The sequence below is a fragment of the Aneurinibacillus thermoaerophilus genome (genome assembly GCF_900099925.1).
GTDB classification, from domain to species: domain Bacteria; phylum Bacillota; class Bacilli; order Aneurinibacillales; family Aneurinibacillaceae; genus Aneurinibacillus; species Aneurinibacillus thermoaerophilus.
This window is the reverse complement of sequence record NZ_FNDE01000094.1, coordinates 1-1416: the sequence shown is the minus strand read 5'-3', so window position 1 is coordinate 1416 and position 1416 is coordinate 1. Positions and strand designations below refer to the sequence as shown.

2 protein-coding genes are annotated in these 1416 nt (G+C 35.7%); one reads left to right on the top strand and one right to left on the bottom strand.

Annotation, left to right across the window (positions count from 1 at the left end; genetic code table 11):
• Positions 1-323: 323 nt before the first annotated feature.
• On the top strand, positions 324-782 hold the full coding sequence (locus BLR88_RS18810; protein ID WP_091261643.1) for a hypothetical protein: 459 nt from the start codon (positions 324-326) through the stop codon (positions 780-782).
• Between the two features lie 69 nt (positions 783-851).
• Here BLR88_RS18810 and BLR88_RS18805 read toward each other — a convergent pair.
• The coding region (locus BLR88_RS18805; RefSeq protein ID WP_139185046.1) for an IS3 family transposase at positions 852-1416 on the bottom strand (565 nt) is incomplete at its 5' end.

Genomic DNA, 1416 nt, shown 5'->3' with positions numbered 1-1416 from the left:
TTTTCATAACATAATCCGCTCCTTATCATTGTGATGATAGGAGCCAGTATTGCCAAATAACCGTTTGTTAAACCCTTAATCGGTAGCTATATAAATTAGGATGTAAGGAAATAGACTTATTTTATGACTGATGGCTTCTGAATCATTAGGTTTTACAATGTTATATTATATAATTAGTTTTTATGTTTAAATTTAATCAAAATTGGAAGAGTAAATTTTTAAAAAAATAATTAACTGTAAATATATTAAAAAATATGGAATATTTTTCTCTTCCGATATATAATTACAATATATTTAATTGGAAATTTTAGGAGGTTATTATTATGAAAAAAATTGTAAAACTTGGGCTAGCAACGGCATGTATATTGACCGTACCTTCAGCATCTTTGGCATGCGCTGTAAAAGACAGTGAAAGTTCGACAACTCCTGCCATTTCAACAAATTTGCAAGATGAAGGAAAAGAAGTAGATAACAAGCTTTTGTCAGTGACATTAATAGACGATGCTTATCATAAGGGAAGGGATTCTTTTGAGAGGACATTTACATGTTCGCCAAGTAATGGGACACTTCTAAATATACATGTAAAAAATAAAGGTTCTGGAAAAGTGAGATTAAAAATATACCATAATGGATATGAAAAGAGGAATATACTTATTGACCCAGGTACATCTACAACAGAACCGTTTTCTAATATCAATGGAGTAGGAGGGAATTGGAAAGTGTACGTAACTACTGACGATGGACACGAGATGGATATCTTTGTCCGTGCAAGACAATCTTAAAGAAACAATTAAAGTGCTCTGTATGGTCTTACCCCTGTCAAGTAGACAGTGTTAAAAAAGCCTATATTTTTATGCGTCTATTTTTTCCCGATATTCGATCGGCGACAGATAGCCGAGTTTTTTCTGGAACTGTTCACTGTTGTAAAAAGTAATATATTGCCCAATGGCTTGATGAAGTTCGTCCATTGACGTACACTTATCCATGTACAACTTTTCTGTTTTAAGATGCGAAAAGAACGATTCGATGCAGGCGTTGTCTAGACCGTTTCCTTTGCGAGAGTGGCTGCCCACCATGCCCCACTGTTCCCACTGTTCGATTCGTCTGTTGTACGAACGAGACGTGTATTGGAATCCTTGATCGGAGTGGGTCATGCTTCCAGTCACGTTTCTTTTTCTTTTTGCTTTATCCAATGTATCCAGGACAAGCTTGAGGTCATTTCGTTCGGAAATATGATAGGCAACAACTTCGTTATTATATAAATCCTGTATGGCAGATAAGTAAAGAAACTGGTTTTGGAAAGGAAGATACGTAATGTCGATTACCCATTTTTGATTTGGTGCTTCTGCCTTAAACTGGCGTGCAAGAAGGTTTGGGTACACTACGGATGGTTGTTTGCCAAAGAAACGTCTCTTC

What these genes read in the sequence shown, in the direction of transcription:
- BLR88_RS18810 (WP_091261643.1), top strand. Translation starts at nt 324, where the DNA reads ATGAAAAAAATTGTAAAACTTGGGCTAGCAACGGCATGTATATTGACC.